Source organism: Micromonospora sp. ZG13 (genome assembly GCF_059359355.1).
Window position 1 is genome coordinate 65,223 of sequence record NZ_JCADBQ010000008.1, and the last position, 17,187, is coordinate 82,409.

General features: G+C 74.2%; 15 protein-coding genes. 7 read left to right on the forward strand and 8 right to left on the reverse strand.

From position 1 onward, the window contains the following. Positions 1-180: 180 nt before the first annotated feature. Genes AC5L34_RS18220 through AC5L34_RS18230 form a run of 3 tightly spaced genes read right to left on the reverse strand, consistent with a single transcriptional unit; the run spans position 181 to position 2,961 of the window. A complete protein-coding gene (locus AC5L34_RS18220) occupies positions 181-771 on the reverse strand; it encodes a GNAT family N-acetyltransferase (protein WP_494826061.1) in 591 nt (196 codons plus the stop codon). Further along, positions 768-2,294 carry an APC family permease gene (locus AC5L34_RS18225; protein ID WP_494826063.1) on the reverse strand — a complete coding sequence of 509 codons (1,527 nt, stop codon included), beginning with the start codon at positions 2,292-2,294 and terminating at the stop codon, positions 768-770. The genes AC5L34_RS18220 and AC5L34_RS18225 overlap by 4 nt, the downstream gene beginning before the upstream one ends. A 40-nt stretch (positions 2,295-2,334) precedes the next feature. Then, a complete protein-coding gene (locus AC5L34_RS18230; protein WP_250100622.1) occupies positions 2,335-2,961 on the reverse strand; it encodes a GOLPH3/VPS74 family protein in 627 nt (208 codons plus the stop codon). A gap of 141 nt (positions 2,962-3,102) precedes the next feature. Here AC5L34_RS18230 and AC5L34_RS18235 point away from each other — a divergent pair, with 141 nt between their 5' ends. The 3 genes from AC5L34_RS18235 to hrpB are packed head-to-tail and all read left to right on the forward strand — an operon-like array spanning position 3,103 to position 6,828. After that, the gene (locus AC5L34_RS18235) at positions 3,103-3,945 is read left to right on the forward strand and encodes a helix-turn-helix domain-containing protein (RefSeq protein WP_357719271.1); all 843 of its coding nucleotides are present in this window, start codon (positions 3,103-3,105) and stop codon (positions 3,943-3,945) included. A 41-nt stretch (positions 3,946-3,986) separates the two neighbouring features. Further along, complete coding sequence (locus AC5L34_RS18240) at positions 3,987-4,187, forward strand: DUF397 domain-containing protein (RefSeq protein WP_089001108.1); 201 nt, start codon at positions 3,987-3,989, stop codon at positions 4,185-4,187. A 28-nt stretch (positions 4,188-4,215) separates the two neighbouring features. Beyond that, positions 4,216-6,828: an ATP-dependent helicase HrpB gene (gene hrpB, locus AC5L34_RS18245; RefSeq protein ID WP_494826066.1), complete on the forward strand. Its 2,613-nt coding sequence runs from the start codon at positions 4,216-4,218 to the stop codon at positions 6,826-6,828. A gap of 46 nt (positions 6,829-6,874) precedes the next feature. Here the strand turns inward: hrpB and AC5L34_RS18250 are convergent, their stop codons facing one another. Then, positions 6,875-7,600 carry a PP2C family protein-serine/threonine phosphatase gene (locus tag AC5L34_RS18250; protein WP_101409115.1) on the reverse strand — a complete coding sequence of 242 codons (726 nt, stop codon included), beginning with the start codon at positions 7,598-7,600 and terminating at the stop codon, positions 6,875-6,877. 228 nt (positions 7,601-7,828) lie between these two features. On the opposite strand from AC5L34_RS18250, the gene AC5L34_RS18255 reads away from it, so the two are divergent. The 3 genes from AC5L34_RS18255 to AC5L34_RS18265 all read left to right on the forward strand — a co-directional run bounded on the left by AC5L34_RS18255 (position 7,829) and on the right by AC5L34_RS18265 (position 12,266). Next, positions 7,829-10,441, forward strand: a complete 2,613-nt coding sequence (locus AC5L34_RS18255) for a glycoside hydrolase family 9 protein (protein WP_494826069.1) — start codon at positions 7,829-7,831, stop codon at positions 10,439-10,441. 165 nt (positions 10,442-10,606) lie between these two features. Beyond that, entirely contained in the window at positions 10,607-11,542 is a 936-nt protein-coding gene (locus AC5L34_RS18260) for a hypothetical protein (protein ID WP_494826071.1), read from the forward strand. Between the two features lie 190 nt (positions 11,543-11,732). Beyond that, positions 11,733-12,266 carry a GNAT family N-acetyltransferase gene (locus tag AC5L34_RS18265; protein WP_441176414.1) on the forward strand — a complete coding sequence of 178 codons (534 nt, stop codon included), beginning with the start codon at positions 11,733-11,735 and terminating at the stop codon, positions 12,264-12,266. 115 nt (positions 12,267-12,381) lie between these two features. Here the strand turns inward: AC5L34_RS18265 and AC5L34_RS18270 are convergent, their stop codons facing one another. Next, positions 12,382-13,326, reverse strand: a complete 945-nt coding sequence (locus AC5L34_RS18270) for an RICIN domain-containing protein (protein WP_441176413.1) — start codon at positions 13,324-13,326, stop codon at positions 12,382-12,384. A gap of 297 nt (positions 13,327-13,623) precedes the next feature. Between AC5L34_RS18270 and AC5L34_RS18275 the strand changes: the two genes are divergently transcribed. Beyond that, entirely contained in the window at positions 13,624-14,040 is a 417-nt protein-coding gene (locus AC5L34_RS18275) for a hypothetical protein (protein WP_363895863.1), read from the forward strand. Between the two features lie 228 nt (positions 14,041-14,268). Here the strand turns inward: AC5L34_RS18275 and AC5L34_RS18280 are convergent, their stop codons facing one another. The 3 genes from AC5L34_RS18280 to AC5L34_RS18290 are packed head-to-tail and all read right to left on the reverse strand — an operon-like array spanning position 14,269 to position 16,977. Then, positions 14,269-15,234, reverse strand: coding sequence for a TIGR03885 family FMN-dependent LLM class oxidoreductase (locus AC5L34_RS18280; protein ID WP_441176412.1), 966 nt, complete (start codon positions 15,232-15,234; stop codon positions 14,269-14,271). Between the two features lie 54 nt (positions 15,235-15,288). Then, positions 15,289-16,701, reverse strand: coding sequence for an NADP-dependent succinic semialdehyde dehydrogenase (locus AC5L34_RS18285; RefSeq protein ID WP_494826075.1), 1,413 nt, complete (start codon positions 16,699-16,701; stop codon positions 15,289-15,291). Positions 16,702-16,713: 12 nt separating this feature from the next. Further along, entirely contained in the window at positions 16,714-16,977 is a 264-nt protein-coding gene (locus AC5L34_RS18290) for a DUF6343 family protein (protein WP_363895854.1), read from the reverse strand. Between the last annotated feature and the right edge of the window lie 210 nt (positions 16,978-17,187).

Here is a 17,187-nt window from a genome sequence, read left to right on the forward strand (position 1 = left end):
CCCAGCCGGCGCACCCAGCCGGAAGTGGATGCGAAGGCCTCCGGTCGTGGAGTGGGACCGTCCAGGTCCCGCTCCGCCGGCCCGGAGGCCTTCGTTTCGCTCCGACATGTCCCGGCCGGTCAGCGCCGCCCGTCGAACCGCCCGGGTCGCCCCTGCGACGGGTGACCCGGGCGTCGGCGTTCAGCGGACGGGCTCGCGCCACATCGGCCAGAACGGGGTGCCGTCGGGCAGGTGGAACGGCTCGGCGACCCGGTAGCCGTGCCGCGCGTACAGGTCGCGGCCGGTCTCGCTGGCGGCCTCCAGGTAGCCGGGCACGCCCTCGGCGTCCAGGACCGCGTGGTGGTGCCGCAGCAGCGCGCTGCCCAGCCCCCGCCCCTGCCGCTCCGGCGCGACGGCGAGGAACGCCAGGTGGTGGTGGTCCGCGTGCGGGTGGTGTGCCTCGAAGAGCTTGTCCAGGTGCGCGAACCGGTCCGTCCACTGCCCGCACGCCGCGGCCAGCCGGGCGTCGTAGTCCTCCGGCGGCGGGGCGGGCTCGCCCACCGAGGGGAACCAGACCGCCACCCCCGCCCGGTCCGCGGTCGCGTACACGAGGCCGTGCCGCATCGCGTGGTCCACCAGGATCGCGAACTGGCCGGCCAGCACGGACTGCCGCCGCGCCGCGTCGGGCACCAGCCAGCGCGGCGCGTCCAGGGCCATGAAAGCCTCGGCGATCCGGTCGGCCACCAGCGACGTCTCCGGCGGCCCGAGCCGCTCCACCCGTACGCCGTTCATCGCCGGGCCCCCGTCGCGCTCGGCACGGGCCCGCCCGCGTGCCCGGTCGTCGGCACCGTCGCCGCCACGCTCTCCGCGCCCAGGCCGATCCGGGCGTACGTGTCGGGGCGGCTGCCGCGCAGCACCAGCGCCCACAGCAGGCCGAGCAGCGCGGCGACCGGATAGACCGCCGGGACCGCCCAGCGCAGGGGCGAGTCCGGCGCCACGCCGAGCAGGTCGGCGAAGTTGGCCACCGCCAGCGCGACGATCACGGTCAAGGCCACGGCGGCGAGGCCGGGGGCGACCGCGCGGCGCCACAGCGTCTCCTCCACCCGGCCGCGGGCGAAGAACGCGATCACCGCGACCGAGGTGGTGGCGATCAGCAGCAGCACGCCGAAGCCGCCGGCCGTGCCGACCCAGTAGAACAGCTGCACCACCGGGTCCCAGCCGTTGAGCGCGTAGAGCACGATCACCACCAGCCCGAGCGCGCTCTGCGCGAGGGACGCCGCCCGGGGCGACCCGGTGCGCGGCGAGGTCTGCCCGAACACGGCCGGCAGCACCCGCTCCCGGCCGAGCGCGAAGGCGTACCGGGCGGTGGTGTTGTGGAAGGAGATCATCGCGGCGAGCACCGAGGTCAGGAAGAGCGCCTGGCCGATGGCCACGGCGGTGCCCCCGAGGTGCGCCTCGGCCAGGTTGAAGATCAGCCCGATGCTCTGCTCGCCCGCCTCGGCGGCGATCCGGTCCGGCCCGACGGCGACGGTCATGCTCCACGACGACAGCGCGTAGATCCCCGCGATGATGGCGATGGAGAGGTAGGTGGCCAACCGCACCGTCCGCCGGGGGTCCTTGCTCTCCTCGCTGAACACCACGGCCGACTCGAACCCGACGAAGCCCAGGATGGCCAGCACCAGCACCGCGCCCGCCCCGGGCACGACGAGGTTCTCCGGGGAGAGGGCGGCGAAGCTCACGTCCCCGCCGGCCGGGTGGGCCAGCTGCCCGAGGTCGAAGACGACGATCACCACCATCTCGGCGACCAGCAGCGCCGCCAGCACCAGGCCGTTGAGGTCGACCCGGAGCAGGCCGAGTACGCCGACCGTCGCCCAGGCGATCAACGCCACGAGCCACCACGCGGGGGCCACCCCGAACAGGCGGCCCAGCACCGGCTCCGCGGCGGCGCCGATGGTGCCGTACAGCCCCACCTGGAGGGCGTTGTACGCGATCAGCGCCACCCAGGCGGCGCCGACGCCGGCCGGGCGGCCCAGCCCCCGCGAGACGTAGGCGTAGAACGCGCCGGCGTTGGCCATCCGCCGCGCCATGGCCACGTAGCCGATGGAGAAGAGGGCGAGCACGGCGGCCACGGTCAGGAAGGCCACCGGGATGCCGAGCACCCCGACGACCCCGTAGCCGGTGGTGACGACGCCGGCCACCACGGTCAGCGGGGCGGCGGCGGAGAGGACGAAGAAGATCACCGACGGCACGCCGAGCCGGCCACGGGCCAGGGCCTCGGAGACGTTGCTCGGTCGGCCGAGCGTAGGTGTCGACATGTGCGGACTCCGGTTCGAGGGGAGGGGGGTGGAGGGGCGGTCAGCCCACGCCGCGCAGCACGGCGGCGCCGACCGCGGCCTCGGTGTGCGCCACGAGTTCCCGCAGCGGCGGGGGCAGTGCCGGGATGAGCACGCCCAGCCGGTGGTGCGCCCGGGGGCCGGCGCTCCACAGCACCTCGCGGCTCAGCCCGGCGGCGACGACCAGACCCAGCAGCGTCCCGTCGGGCACGCTCGGCGGTTCGGGCCGGTCGAGCAGGGCGCGCAGCCGGGTGGCCGGCCAGGCCACCGCGTTGAGGTCGATCGGCAGGTAGCTGACGGTGGTACGGAGCAGCCGGCGGCTCTCCTGCCGGCGCAGCACCCCCGCCCTGACCAGCCGCTCCCCGACCGAGGTGGTGGCGGTCTGCGCCAGGAAGCTGAGCCAGGTGCGCACCGGGTGCTGCTGCGTCTCGCCGACCAACTGGTCGAGCACGGTGTGCGCCAGCGCGTCCGCCGGGGGGCGGCGGTCGAGCACCGTGACCAGTCCGGAGGAGACGGTGGCGTGGCCGTGGAGGACCAGTTCGGCGAGCAGCCCGCCGGCGAGTCCGAGGCCGGTCGCCGTGGGGTGCAGCTTCGCCTTGCCCCGACTGTCGTTGTGGGTGATCAGGAAGAACTCGTCGGCGATGAGCAACCGGTCCTCCCACGCGGGTTGTCCACAGTGATCGCAACCGGGCAAGGATGCACCGGCCGTGACTGCAACGCAACTCCCGTTTGTGGAAGTTGCACTCCGTACTGGCGCGACCTGCGGATCTTGCCGTGACAGACTCGGAGGGTGACCGCGAGCCCCACCGTCCGCCGCCGCCGCATCGCCCGGGAACTCCGCCAGTTGCGCGAGCGCGCGGGCATGACCCTGGATGTCGCCGCCCGGCAACTGGACATGTCCAAGAGCAACCTGTCCCGCATCGAGAACGCCCAGATCGGCATCAAGCCGCGCGACGTCCGGGCCGCGCTGGCCCTGTACGAGGTGACCGGGGCGGACGCCGAGGCGCTGATCGAGATAGCCCGCGGGGCGCAGCAGCGCGGCTGGTGGCAGAGCTACAGCGACGTGCTGCCGGAGTGGTTCGAGTTCTACGTCGGGCTGGAGGCGGAGGCGGCGACCCTGCGCACGTACGAGGTCGAGGCGGTGCCCGGCCTGTTGCAGACGGAGGCGTACGCGCGGGAGGTCTTCCGGCGCACCGCGGGCGAGGACGGGATCGAGCGCAAGGTCGCCGCCCGGCTGCATCGGCAGAACGTGCTGCACCGCGACGGCCCGGTCGAGCTGTCCGTGGTGCTCAACGAGGCGGCGCTCTGCCGACCCGTTGGCGGCGCGACCGTGATGTCCGATCAGATGGCCCATCTCGCGAAGGTCGCTCAGTTACCAAACGTGACTCTCCAGGTACTTCCGTTCTCGGCCGGCGGGCACCCTGCGATGAACGCGCCGTACGTCGTGCTGACGTTCGCCGACGCCGCCGACGCAGCCGTGGTTTACCTGGAAAACCTCACGATGGGACTGGCTCTGGAGGAGGCCGTCCAGGTGCGCGGGTATAGCCTTGTGCACGAGGAGCTGTGCCGCATGGCACTCGGTCCGGAGGCGTCTCTGACGCGCCTGGCGGAAGCTTCTCGTCACTTTGCGTGACCGCTGACGCGGCGCGCCGGCACAGACGGGGGTACCGCCCGATGACCGCGTTCGACCTCACCCGGGCCCAGTGGCGCACCAGCACCCGCAGCGTCGGCAACGGCAACTGCGTGGAGGTCGCCGTCGCGGCGGACCGGGTCGCCGTCCGCGACAGCAAGGACCGGTCCGGTCCCGTCCTGGCCTTCCCGGCGCCGGCGTGGCGTGCCTTCGTCACGAACGTCGACGGGGTCCGCCCCGACTGAGCCGCGCCGGGCGGTGCGAGACTGGGCCGTGCTCTCGGACGTGCCCCTCGACCTGCCCGTACGGCCCGTGCTGCCGGAGCTGGTCGCGGCGCTGCGCGCCACCGGCGCCGGGGTGCTGGTCGCCCCGCCCGGGACCGGCAAGACGACCCTCGCCCCGCTGGCCGTGGCCGACGAGGTCGCCGGCCGCGTGCTGGTCGCCCAGCCGCGCCGGGTGGCCGCCCGCGCGGCGGCGCGCCGGATGGCCGCGCTGCTCGGCGAGCCGCTCGGCGAGCGGATCGGCTACGCCGTACGCGGCGAGCGTCGCAGCGGACCGCGTACCCGCGTCGAGGTGGTCACCACCGGGCTGCTCGTGCGGCGGCTGCACCGCGATCCCGAGCTGGCCGGCGCCGGCGCCGTGCTGCTCGACGAGTGCCACGAACGGCAGCTCGACGCCGACCTGGCGCTCGCGTTCACCGTGGAGGCGCGGGCCGCGCTGCGCCCCGACCTGTGGCTGCTGGCGATGTCGGCCACCCCCGAGGCGGACCGGTTCGCCGCGCTGCTCGGCGGCGGGGGCGCGCCCGCGCCGATCGTACGGGCGTCCTCGGCCCTGCACCCGGTGGCCCGGATCTGGGCGCCGCCGCCCCGGCCGGTGGCCGCGCCCGGGGCCGGCCCGGTCGACCGGGGACTGCTCGACCACGTCGCGGCGACGGTGCGCCGGGCGCTGCGCGAGCGCGCCGGGGACGTGCTGGTCTTCCTGCCCGGCGCCGGCGAGATCGGCGCCGTCGCCGGCCGGCTGGCCGACCTGCGCGGCGAGGTCGCCGTCCTGCCGCTGCACGGGCGGCAGCGCGGCGCCGACCAGGACGCGGCGCTTCGCCCCGCCGACCGGCGGCGGGTGGTGCTGGCGACCGCCGTGGCCGAGAGCAGCCTGACCGTGCCGGGCGTGCGGGTGGTGGTGGACGCCGGGCTGTCCCGGGTCGCCCGGATGGACCTGGCCCGGGGCCTGGGCGCGCTGGTCACCGTCACGGTGTCCCGGGCGGCGGCCACCCAGCGGGCCGGCCGCGCCGGCCGGGAGGCCCCGGGGTACGTCTACCGCTGCTGGTCGGCGGCCACCCACGAGCGGCTCGCCGCGCAACCCGAGCCGGAGATCGCGACCGCCGACCTGACCGGCTTCGCCCTGGAGCTGGCCGCCTGGGGGTCGCCGGACGGCACCGGGCTGGCCCTGCCCGACCCGCCCCCGGCGGCGTCCATGGCCGTCGCCCGCGACACCCTCACCACGCTCGGCGCGCTCGACGCGGACGGCCGGATCACCGACCGGGGTCGGGCGATCGCCGCGGTCGGGGCTCACCCCCGGCTGGCCAGGGCACTGCTCGACGGGGCCGCCCGGGTGGGCGCGGACCGGGCGGCGGAGATCGTGGCGGTGCTCGCCGAGGACACCGCCGCCGGGCCGGGCGACGACCTGACCGCCGCCTGGCGCCGGCTGCGCGCGGGCGCGGATCCGGGTGCCACCGCCCGCTGGCGCACGGAGGTACGCCGGCTGCGCGCCGCCCTGCCCGACGCCGCGCCGACGGGGCGACCCGGCCGGGCACGCGCGACCCACGGTGCGGCGACGGCGGAAGGCACCGGCCGGGCGCGGCCGGACGCCGATACGGGCCGGACCGGGGACACAGGCCGGGACCGGCTGACCGACGACCTGGCCGCCGGGCTGCTCGTCGGGCTCGCCCACCCGCAGCGGCTGGCCCGGGCACGGCGTCCGGGCGGCTCGGCGTACCTGATGAGCGGCGGGACCGCCGCGGAGCTGGCGCCCGGGTCGGGGCTGGCCGGCGCCGACTGGCTGGCCGTCGCGGTGGCGGACCGCTCCCCCGGCGCGCCGACGGCCCGGGTGCGGCTGGCCACCCCGCTCGACGAGGCGACCGCCCGGGAGGCGGGCGGGCCGCTGCTGCGCACCGAGCGGGAGGTCGGCTGGGTCGGCGACGACGTGGTGGCCCGGGAGGTGGTGCGGCTGGGCGCGATCGAGCTGGTCGAGCGACCCCTCGCCCGGCCCGACCCGGCGCAGGTGGCACAGGCGCTGCTGACGGGCCTGCGGCGTACCGGCCTGGGCCTGCTGACCTGGAGCCCGGCGGCGCGGGCCCTGCGCGAGCGGCTGGCGTTCTGCCGGCACGCGCTCGGCGGCGACTGGCCCGACGTGGGCGACGAGGCGCTGCTCGCCGACGCGCCCGCCTGGCTGGGCCCGGAGCTGGCCCGCGCCCGGCGCCGCGCCGACCTGGCCCGGGTCGACGTGGCCGGGGCGCTGCGCCGGCTGCTGCCGTGGGCGCTGGCGGCCCGGCTGGACGAGGTCGCGCCCGAGCGGATCGCCGTGCCGAGCGGATCGCGGATCCGGCTCGACTACGCCGACCCGGCGGCGCCGGTGCTCGCGGTCAAGCTCCAGGAGACCTTCGGCTGGCGCGACGCGCCCCGCGTCGCCGACGGCCGGGTGCCGGTGCTGCTGCACCTGCTCTCGCCGGCCGGGCGGCCGGTGGCGGTCACCGCCGACCTGGCGTCGTTCTGGCGGACCGGCTATCCGCAGGTGCGGGGCGAACTGCGCGGGCGCTACCCGCGCCACCCGTGGCCCGAGGACCCGACGACGGCCCCGCCCACCCGGCACGCCACGCCGCGTCGCCGCTGAGCGGGCGTACGCCGTCACCTCCCGGCGGCGACCGCCGGGCGCCCGCTCACTCCTCCACGACGTCGGCGACGACCACCGTGACGTTGTCCGGCCCGCCCGCGCGCAGCGCGAGGTCGATGAGCCGGCGGGCGCAGTCCGCGCGGTCCGGGTGCTCCGCGAGCACCTCGGCGAGGGTGTCCGGGCGGACGACGTTGGACAGCCCGTCGCTGCACAGCAGCCAACGGTCGCCGGGCCACGGCACCATCGTCGCGTACGCCGGGGAGACCTCCTCGCCCTGCAACGCCTGGGTGACCACCGCCCGGCGGGGGTGGCTGCTGGCCTGGTCGGGGGTGATCACCCCCTGGTCGACGAGCAGCTGCACGAACGTGTCGTCGCGGGTGATCTGCTTGAGCACGCCTTCGCGGAACAGGTAGGCGCGGGAGTCGCCGACGTGGGCGAGGGCCAGGCAGCTGCCCGTACGGGCGAAGAGCAGGGCGGTGAGGGTGGTGCCCATGCCCTGCCGCTCCGGATCCTCGGCGACCGCCTGGTGGATCCGCGCGGTGGCCTGCTCGATGCCGCTCTGCAGTGCGGCCACCAGCGCGTGCTCCGGGGTCTCCACGTCGAGCGGAGCGACCGCCTCGATGGCGATCGCGCTGGCCAGGTCGCCGGCCGCCATCCCGCCCATGCCGTCGGCGACGGCGACGAGCCAGGTGCCGGCGTGCAGGGCGTCCTGGTTGCCACTGCGGATCAGCCCACGGTCGCTCGTTCCCACGGAACGCAGCTTCAGGGTCATGGGTGGCAGCCTGCCAGGCGGAGGGCTCGGTTGTCTCTAGGAGATCGGGACCTCGGCGCGTCGCGCGGCGAATCTCACTGTCCCGGGGGCCTCCGGGGGGCGGTTCCGAACCATCCAGCCGGATCGATTGACAGGGTGGCGGAGGCACTGGAACCATCGAGACGACCTGGGAGCGCTCCCAGGTCGCCACCACCTTCCCGTCCCCACAGCCGTCCGGAAGGAACACCCGTGACGCCATCCCCACGCCGCCTCGCGCTGCTCGCGGCCGCGACCGCCGTCGCCCTGACCGCAGTCACCGCCGGCGCCGCCCACGCCGAACCGCCCCCCGACGCCCCCGAGCAGATCGACAACGGCGACTTCAGCGCCGGCGTGTCCCCCTGGTTCTCCTACGGCACCGGCGCGCTCGGCGTCACCGACGGCCGGCTCTGCACCACCGTGCCCGGCGGCCTGGCCAACCCGTGGGACGCCGGCATCGGCCAGGACGGCGTGCCGCTGGTCGCCGGGGCGGAGTACACCCTCGGCTTCGACGTCTCCGCCACCCCCGGCACCGCCGTCAAGGCCGTGCTGCAACTGGGTACCGCCCCCTACACGACGTACGCCAGCGTCGACGCGACCGCCGGCGGCACCGCCCAGCGGTTCGAGAAGACGTTCACGGTCGCCGAGGGCAACCCGGCCGCCCAACTGATCTTCCAGGTCGGCGGCAGCGCGGCCGAGCAGACCGTCTGCCTGGACGACGTCTCCCTGCGCGGCGGCGACCCGCCCGAGCCGTACGTGCCCGACACCGGGCCACGGGTGCGGGTCAACCAGGTCGGCTACCTGCCCGGCGGGCCGAAGAACGCCACCGTGGTGACGGCGGCGACCGACGCCCTGCCCTGGCAGCTGCGCTCGGCTGCCGGCGCCGTCCTGGCCAGCGGCACCACCACCCCGCGCGGCGTCGACGCCGCCTCCGGGCAGAACGTGCAGACGCTCGACTTCTCGTCGTACCGGACGCCGGGGGCGGGGCTCACCCTGACCGTCGACGGCGAGACCAGCCACCCCTTCGACATCTCGGGCACCCTCTACGACCGACTGCGCGCCGACTCCCTCCAGTTCTTCTACGCCCAGCGCAGCGGCATCGCCATCGACGGCGACCTGATCGGCGCGGAGTACGCCCGCCCCGCCGGGCACCTCGGCGTGGCACCCAACAAGGGCGACACCTCCGTGCCCTGCCAGCCCGGCGTCTGCGACTACTCCCTGGACGTGCGCGGCGGCTGGTACGACGCCGGCGACCACGGCAAGTACGTGGTCAACGGGGGCATCGCCACCTACCAGCTGCTGAACACCTTCGAGCGGACCCGCACGGCCGCCACCGCCGGACACGGCGCCGCCCTCGGCGACAGCACGCTGCGGGTGCCCGAGCGCGGCAACGGCGTACCGGACGTCCTCGACGAGGCCCGCTGGGAGCTGGAGTTCCTGCTGCGCATGCAGGTGCCGGCCGGCAAGCCGCTCGCGGGGATGGCCCACCACAAGATCCACGACCGGAACTGGACCGGGCTGCCGCTCGCCCCGCACGACGACCCCGAGCAGCGCGAGCTGCACCCGCCGTCCACGGCCGCCACGCTCAACCTGGCCGCCGTCGCCGCCCAGTGCGCGCGGCTGTTCGCCCCCTACGACGCGGCCTTCGCGAAGCGCTGCGGCACCGCGGCGAAGACGGCCTACGCCGCCGCGAAGGCCAACCCGGCGCGGTACGCCAGCCCCGCCGACAGCACCGGCGGCGGCGCGTACGACGACACGAACGTCACCGACGAGTTCTACTGGGCCGCCGTCGAGCTCTACCTGACCACCGGCGAGCAGGCGTACCTGGCGGACCTCACCGCGTCGGCGCACCACACCGGCGACGTGTTCGACCCGCGCGGCTTCGGTTGGCAGGGTGTCGCCGCGCTGGGCCGGCTCGACCTGGCCACCGTGCCGAACGGGCTGCCGGCCGCCGACCTGGCCCGCGTACGCGCCTCGGTCACCGCCGCCGCCGACGCCCACCTCGCCGAGGCGGCCCGGCAGGCGTACGGGCTGCCCATGCCCGGCGACGCGGGCAGCTACTTCTGGGGCGGCAACAGCAACATCATCAACAACGCGGTCGTGCTGGCCACCGCCTTCGACCTGACCCGGAACGCGAAGTACCGCGACGGCGCGGTGCAGGCGATGGACTACGTCCTCGGCCGCAACGCGCTGAACATCTCGTACGTGACCGGCTGGGGCGAGCACGCGGCGGAGAACCAGCACAGCCGGATCTTCGGCCACCAGCTCGACCCCGACCTGCCGAAGCCGCCCGCCGGCTCCCTGGCCGGCGGCCCGAACGCCGCCCTCCAGGATCCGTTCGCCGCCAAGCTGCTCGCCGGCTGCAAGCCGATGTTCTGCTACGTCGACGACATCAACTCGTACGCGACCAACGAGGTGGCGATCAACTGGAACTCGGCGCTGGCCTGGATCGCCTCGTTCCTGGCCGACCAGGGTGACTCGGCGGCGGTGCCGGCGCCCACCTGCTCCGCCACGTACACCAACTACGGCACCTGGCAGGGCGGCACCGGGTTCACCGCCCAGGTGACCATCCGCAACACCGGCACCAGCGCCGTCGACGGGTGGACGGCCCGCTTCGCCTTCACCGGCGACCAGCAGGTACGCGAGGCGTGGCTGGCGAAGACGACCCAGGCGGGGGCCACGGTCACCGCGAAGAACGAGTCGTACAACGCCCGCATCGCCCCCGGCGGCACCGTCACCTTCGGCTTCAACGCCGTGACCGGCGGCGGCGCCAACCCGGCACCCGGCCTGATCACCGTCAACGGCGCGGCCTGCGCCCTGTCCTGACGGACCCACCCCGGCGATCGGTCGTCTCGATCGCACCACGTGTGTGGTGACCTCCCCCGAATCCGAGGGAGGCCACCACACTGGTCGGACCTCGTCACGCGACGCGGGCGTGCCGCCCGCCCAATTCAGGTGGACGGCCGCCGGGGCGTACGACAGGGTGGCCGCATGGACGACGTGGAGCGGCGGGTGTGGCAGCGGCTGCCGGACGGCACCCGTACCGCCCTGGCCCGCCTCGCCACGGCGGACCTGCGCACGCTGCTGCTGGCGGTGGCGCGGGACCGGGCGGCGGCGGTACGCCCGGCGGACCTGGTCCGCCGCTGGCGCAGCGACCGCTTCACCCGGCCGGCGGCGGCCGACCCGCGTGCGCTGGCCGCCGTCGAGGCCCGCCTGTGGGAACTGCTCCCGGCGCAGTTCGCCGGCGTCGACCTCTCCCCCGTCGCGCCGCTCGGCACCTGCTCGGCGGTCGCGCCGGTGAGCCAGGACCGGATCGTCACGACCCTGCGCGCCACCGAGGTGGTCAGCGACCCCACCAACGCCCTCGCGATCGAGGCCGCGGTACGCCGCCGCGGGCAGCCGGGCGACGGCGCCGTGCACCTGGCCGCCTGCCACCGGGTGCTGCGGGCGCAGGACTTCGGGCCGGGCCTCTCGGCGCACTTCCGGCTCTTCACGCTGGTCTCGAGCGCCCGCGACACCGGCTCGGGGCGCACCGAGGCACGGCTGCTCACCCTGCACCTGGCGTACTGGCGCACGGTGCTCGCCGCCCTGCTGCCGCAGTCGGCGGCGGCCCGGGTGCGCCTGACCGTGCTCGACAGCCCGGTCGTCGGCGAGCGGATCGCCGACACCGTCCGGCCGGCGCTCGGCCCGTCGGGCGTGCCGCTGGTGGACGAGCCGGAGCGCCGGCGCGGCCGGGGCTACTACGTCGACGCCGCGCTGCGGATCACCGCCGGCGACGGTGTCGACGAGGTCGAACTCGGCGACGGCGGCTTCACCGACTGGACGGCCCGCCTGACCAGCGACGCCAAGGAACGCTGCCTGACCTCCTGCCTGTCCACGGAGCGGCTCGTCGCGCTCACCGGGGGCTGGCGGCCGGCGGCGCCCTGACCACGGTCAGCCGGCCCAGAGCCTGGCGATTGGCGTAGCTGACGCCCGGAGCGGTGAATCGTCCACGACATCAGCTCGACAGCACGAGCGCGGGGAGACCGCCACCCTGGCCGGGGCTCGCGGCGTCGAGGGCCGACGTCCAGTCCGGCCTGCTCGCGTCGAGGCACCTGGTTGTAGCAGCATGTCCGTCATGAGCGACCAGCAGAGCCCGGGTCTGCGTCCCGGCGGGCCGACCGACGCGCCCGCCGTGCTGCGGCTGCTCGACGACGCCACCGCCTGGCTGGCGGCGCGGGGCCGCACCGGCCAGTGGGGCACCGGACCGGCCTCGACCGACCCACGGCGCATCGCGCAGGCCGAGGCCTGGGCGACCGGCGGCGGGCTGTGGCTGGCGACGCTCGCCGAGCGCCCCGTCGGCGCGCTCGTGGTGGGGGCGGCGACCGCGTACGTGCCACCCGCCACCGAACCCGAGCTGTACGTGAACCTGCTGGTCACCGACCGCGCGCACGCCGGGTCGGGCATCGGCGGCCGGCTGCTGGCGTACGCCGCGGAGCTGGCCCGGGAGCGCGGGCTCGGCCTGCTCCGGGTGGACTGCTACGCGGGCGACGACGGCGCGCTGGTCCGGTGGTACGAGCGGCAGGGCTTCACGGCCACCGATCCGTTCACGGTCGAGCGCCCGGGCCGCGACCCGTGGCCGGGACAGGTCCTCGTGCGCCGCCTGCCCTGACCCGGGCCGCTCGGCCCTGGCCGCCGGGCGCCCCGACTGGCCGCCAGGCCGGGCGGGGTGGGGCGGGGCGGCGTGCCGCCGGGGCCGGGTTGCCCGCGCGTCTTGGTCAACCGGTTCAGGAGGAACGTGTTGTTGGCTTCAGCACGAAGACTTGGTCCGCGGCTCCGGTACATGTTGCTTGAGCGACCTCGGCTCCGTTCTCTACGTCCGCCAGTCCGCCGAGAATTCCGAGGCAGAGGCTGCTGTGGGTCGGCCGGATCCGGTAGCCGGTCGACTCCGGTGTCCGAGTCGGCTCCAGTTGGTAGCGCTGGTGGGGTGCCCCGCTGCACTCAGCGGGCGCTACCAGTGCTTCGTCGACTGTCAGCGCTTCGTCGACCGTGAGGCATCCAACGCCTTCCTCCGGATGGTGCCACCGGATCTCGTAGACACTGCCGATGCCCGTCGCGGCGAGGTAGGTGTCCGGAACGATCGCGGCACACGGGCGTTGGACAGCGAGAGGGCGATCGGTACGACGATTGCGCTCACGGCCCTCGCCGATACAGAAGCCGTGGTCGGGAATGTGGGCAGGCTGGATGAGGAACCAGCCCTCAGGTGGCAACTCGGGCTCGGCTACGACGCCTTTGTGTTGGCTACCGGTTCGTTCCTGCAGCAGAAACGCCGCGATGCTGATCACCAGCCCGAGGGCGCCCAAGCCGGCCACCACTGGCCGCAATCGCGAGTGTCGCTTCACCTGGGACTCCGCTGGTGTCTGCCCGGCGCTGCTGTCCGATGGCGGTGCCAATGACTCGGGAGACCGTGACACCGGGCGCTCGGATTCCAGGGCGATGCTGTTACGCACCGCGGCCCACCGGTCAGCAGTTTCCTGATCCAGGCCGCAAGCCAGGACGAACGTCACGATCAGTGGGGCACGTGGCAGGGTGTTGCGGCCGAGCATCGAGGTGATCGTGCTGGGCGGAAGCGTCCCTCCCGACGCCCGTGCCTTCGCGGCCAGTTCCCGGTACGACAGCCCTGACCACAGGCGTAGAGCCCGCAGGGCAACGACGAACTCTCGGACGTTCATGGACGGATCCGGTTCCGGCGGTCGCAACACAGGACACTCCCCCATAGGCGGTCTCGATTCAGTTGGGACCACCAGCATCCCGGCGGCCACATATTCATACTTTCGGATATCCGGCTTCGTTGCCGACTGTGACCGCCATCACTTCGACCGCGCGGGCCAGGGTCGACCGTCAAGGCGGCGTGTGCGGAACTGTTCCGCCCAGCTCAGACCCTTCCCCGCATCACCAAACGCCGCTCAGGCTTGACGCCAGATCGATGCAGAACCCTCTCGATCCGTTCCCTACCAGAGGAGGAGCACATGCTGGAACTGAAGCGAAGGGCACTTGCGGGGGGCGCCGCCATCGCGTTCGGTGTCACGGCGGCAGCCTTCGCGGTGATGCCGTCGGCGTCAGCAGCCGCTCAGGCGGACACCATGTCCGCCCCCCAGGCTCCCGCAGGCGTGAACTGCAACTGGGACCCCAGCGGCGGGACCACCGGCGTGAGCATTGTGACCACCAAATCGATCCGACTGAGGTATGGGCCGGCTGCGGGCTGCTCTTTCATCGGGTGGTCCGACATGGGCGTGCCCACGCAACTGTGGGCTGTGTGCAAGTACCGCAACCCCGATTCGGGCAACACCTGGTACTACGTCGACCCGGACGACACCGGTTGGCGGAAGGGCTGGATCTATTCCGGCAACGTCAGGGTCGGTTCAGGGACGATCCCCACCTGCTGAACGTGATCCGGAGTTCGTGTCCTAAGCCCTCCTGGAGCGTGGTACACCGACGGCCCACTGTCCGAGGACCCAACGGCCCCCGGACCTGACCGGCGACACCGCAGCGGCCCCGGACCGGGTTGGTCCGGGGCCGCTACTCAATCAGGAAAGCTCCAAACGCCCCCGAAGGAGATTCGGGCCGCTCGCAGTGTGTACAGCAATTGATGCGTCTTACAGACAAGATCAAGATCAGCCGGCGCTGCGCAGCTTCGGCAGCACCTCGGCGCCGAACGCGTCGATGAAGTCCCGCTGCTCCTGCCCGACGTGGTGCAGGGCGATCTGGTCGAAGCCGAGCTCCAGGTACTCCTCCAGCCAGCCGACGTGCCGCCCGAGGTCGGCGGAGACGTTCACGACGTCGTGGACCTTCTCCATCGGCACGTCCTGCGAGACCGCGTCGAAGTGCTCCGGGGTCTCCAGGTCCCAACAGACCGGCGGGGCGAAGACGTTGCTGCGCCACTGGTCGTACGCGATCCGCTCCGCCTCGGCCTGCGCCGGCGCCCAGCTCACGTGCACCTGCAGGTGCAGCGGCCCGCGCCCGCCGGCGTCCCGGTACGCGTCGATCATCTCCCGCAGGTGCGCGGTCGGGGCGTTCACGGTGATCAGACCGTCCGCCCACTCGGCGCACCAGCGGGCGGTGGCCACGCTGACCGCCGCCCCGATCAGCGCCGGCGGCTGCTCCGGTCGGGTCCACAGCTTCGCCCGGTCGACCCGTACCAGGCCGTCGTGGCTGACCTCCTCGCCGGCCAGCAGCGCGCGGATCACGTCCACGCACTCGCGCAGCCGGGCGTTGCGGACGTCCTTGCGCGGCCAGGCGTCGCCGGTGATGTGCTCGTTGCTCGCCTCGCCGGTGCCGAGGGCGGCCCAGAACCGGCCCGGGTACATCGCGCCCAGGGTGCCGATCGCCTGGGCGATGATCGCCGGGTGGTAGCGCTGCCCGGGGGCGTTGACCACCCCGAACGGCAGGTTGGTCGCCTGGAGCGCGGCCCCCAGCCAGGACCAGGCGAAACCGGACTGGCCCTGCCGCTCGCTCCAGGGCGCGAAGTGGTCCGAGGACATGGCGGCGTCGAAGCCGGCCCGCTCGGCGTGGATCACCGCCTCCAGCAGGGCGCGGGGATCGATCTGCTCGTGGGACGCGTGGAAGCCGAACACCGTCATGGCGTCACTCCGTACCCATGACGGCGCCCGGCTACGCCGGCGAACCGGAGCGGGCTACTCCGCGTGCGCCCCGGCGCCCGCCGAGGCGGCCCCCTCGCCCACCCAGACGGTCTTCGTGTTGCAGAACTCCCGCATGCCGAGCGCGGAGAGCTCGCGGCCGTAGCCGGAGTTCTTCACGCCGCCGAAGGGCAGTTCGGGGTAGGAGGTGGTCATCCCGTTGATGAAGACGTTTCCGGCGTCCAGGTCGGTGGCGAAGCGCTCCTGCTCCTCGGGGTCGCGGGTCCAGGCGTTGGAGCCCAGGCCGAAGGAGGTGCCGTTGGCCACCTCGATCGCCTCCTCGTACGACGACACCCGGTAGAGGCCCGCGACGGGGCCGAAGACCTCCTCGGACCACATCCGCATCTCGGGGCGCAGGTCGGTGACCACCGTCGGCGGGTAGTACCAGCCGGGGCCGGCGGGCGGCTCGCCGCCGCAGAGCACGGTGGCGCCCTTGTCGACGGCGTCGCGTACCTGGGCGTGGACCTCGTCGCGCCCGCCCTCGCTGGCCAGTGGGCCGACGTCGGTGTCGGGGTCCATCGGGTCGCCGACCCGCAGGGCCGACATCTTCGCGGCGAACGTCTCGGCGAAGGCGTCGAAGACGTCGGCGTGCACGATGAAGCGCTTGGCGGCGATGCAGGACTGACCGTTGTTCTGGCAGCGGGCGGTGGTGGCGACCTCGGCGGCCCGGTCGAGGTCGGCCGACGGCATCACCACGAACGGGTCGCTGCCGCCGAGTTCCAGCACGGTCTTCTTCAGCTCCCGGCCGGCGATCTGGGCGATCGACCGGCCGGCACCCTCGCTGCCCGTCAACGTCGCCGCGCGCACCCGGGGGTCGCTGAGCACCCGGTCGACCTCGGCCGAGCCGACGAGCAGGGTGGTGAACGCCCCCTCCGGGAAGCCGGCGCGGCGGAACAGGTCCTCCAGCAGCAGCGCGGTCTGCGGCACGTTGGAGGCGTGCTTGAGCAAGCCGGTGTTGCCGGCCATCAGGGCCGGCGCGGCGAAGCGCAGCACCTGCCAGAGCGGAAAGTTCCACGGCATCACCGCGAGCACGGGCCCGATCGGCTGGTAGCGGACGAAGGCCCGGGTGGCCTTGACCGCCCCCGCGTCGGCGGGCTCGTCGGCGAGGAAGTCGGCCGCCCTCGCCGCGTAGAAGCGGCAGGCGGTGGCGCACTTGGTGACCTCGGCCCTGGCCGACGCGTACGTCTTGCCCATCTCGGTGGTCATCAGCCGGGCGATCTCGTCGCGTTCGGCCTCCAGCAGGTCGGCCGCCGCGTTCAGCCAGCGACCGCGCTGGTCGATCGTGGTGCCGCGCAGCTGCCGGTACGCCAGGTCGGCCCGCTCGATCGCGGCGTCGATCTGCTCCGCCGACATCGGGTCGTAGGTCTTGAGCGTCTGTCCGGTCGCGGGATTCGTGGTCGCGATGGGCATGTCGTACTCCTGTCACTCGAAGAGTGAGTGGCGGGCTCCCGGTTCCTCCCGGCGGCGGGCGGCACGGCGGCGCTGGATGATGATCAGATCGACCACCGCGACCACCGCGAAGACCACGCAGAGGACGCCCAGCCACACCACGTCGGCGTTGAACGCCAGCACCGCGAAGACGGTCATGGTCACCAGCCCGAACCCGGCCAGCAGGAGCCGCATGTTGAGCGCGCTGTAGGCGTGGCCGACCGTGCCACGGGCACGCCGGGGCTGCGATCTCGTCATTGCACCGACCTACCCCCGATCGACCCGCTTAACCCGCCCCGGCCGGTCGGCTCCCCCGGGCGCCCTCGTCGGTGCGCCAGGCGCCCCGGGCCGCCGCGTCGGCGGCGTACGCCGTGAAGTCCTTCGGCGCCCGCCCCGTGACCTGCCGGACGACCCCGCAGGTCGCCCGCGTCGGCCCCCGCCGGCGCACCGTCGTCAGCCCTGATGGTG

Excerpts from the sequence above, each read along its gene's own strand:
- AC5L34_RS18220 (WP_494826061.1), bottom strand. The coding sequence starts at position 771 with ATGAACGGCGTACGGGTGGAGCGGCTCGGGCCGCCGGAGACGTCGCTG.
- AC5L34_RS18225 (WP_494826063.1), bottom strand. The coding sequence starts at position 2,294 with ATGTCGACACCTACGCTCGGCCGACCGAGCAACGTCTCCGAGGCCCTG.
- AC5L34_RS18240 (WP_089001108.1), top strand. The coding sequence starts at position 3,987 with ATGACCGCGTTCGACCTCACCCGGGCCCAGTGGCGCACCAGCACCCGC.
- AC5L34_RS18250 (WP_101409115.1), bottom strand. The coding sequence starts at position 7,600 with ATGACCCTGAAGCTGCGTTCCGTGGGAACGAGCGACCGTGGGCTGATC.
- AC5L34_RS18260 (WP_494826071.1), top strand. The coding sequence starts at position 10,607 with ATGGACGACGTGGAGCGGCGGGTGTGGCAGCGGCTGCCGGACGGCACC.
- AC5L34_RS18265 (WP_441176414.1), top strand. The coding sequence starts at position 11,733 with ATGAGCGACCAGCAGAGCCCGGGTCTGCGTCCCGGCGGGCCGACCGAC.
- AC5L34_RS18270 (WP_441176413.1), bottom strand. The coding sequence starts at position 13,326 with ATGAACGTCCGAGAGTTCGTCGTTGCCCTGCGGGCTCTACGCCTGTGG.
- AC5L34_RS18275 (WP_363895863.1), top strand. The coding sequence starts at position 13,624 with ATGCTGGAACTGAAGCGAAGGGCACTTGCGGGGGGCGCCGCCATCGCG.
- AC5L34_RS18280 (WP_441176412.1), bottom strand. The coding sequence starts at position 15,234 with ATGACGGTGTTCGGCTTCCACGCGTCCCACGAGCAGATCGATCCCCGC.
- AC5L34_RS18285 (WP_494826075.1), bottom strand. The coding sequence starts at position 16,701 with ATGCCCATCGCGACCACGAATCCCGCGACCGGACAGACGCTCAAGACC.
- AC5L34_RS18290 (WP_363895854.1), bottom strand. The coding sequence starts at position 16,977 with ATGACGAGATCGCAGCCCCGGCGTGCCCGTGGCACGGTCGGCCACGCC.